Annotated in this window: 1 rRNA gene; it reads left to right on the forward strand. The window is 47.8% G+C overall.

Annotation, left to right across the window (positions count from 1 at the left end):
• Positions 1–255, forward strand: a 23S ribosomal RNA gene (locus ACO0LB_RS21025); the annotation flags it as partial.

Raw genomic sequence — 255 nt, forward strand, 5'->3', positions numbered from 1 at the left:
AATACGAAGCGAACGTGGCGAACTGAAACATCTAAGTAGCTACAGGAAAAGAAATCAACCGAGATTCCCAAAGTAGTGGCGAGCGAAATGGGAGGAGCCGCAAGTGATAGCAGATTTGATAGTAGAATGGATTGGAAACTCCGGCCATAGAGGGTGATAGCCCCTTATACGAAATCATCTTTGTGGTACTAGGCTTGCAACAAGTAGGGCGGGACACGAGAAATCCTGTCTGAACATGGGGGGACCATCCTCCAA

The organism is Undibacterium sp. SXout7W (assembly GCF_049339385.1).
GTDB lineage: Bacteria > Pseudomonadota > Gammaproteobacteria > Burkholderiales > Burkholderiaceae_D > Undibacterium.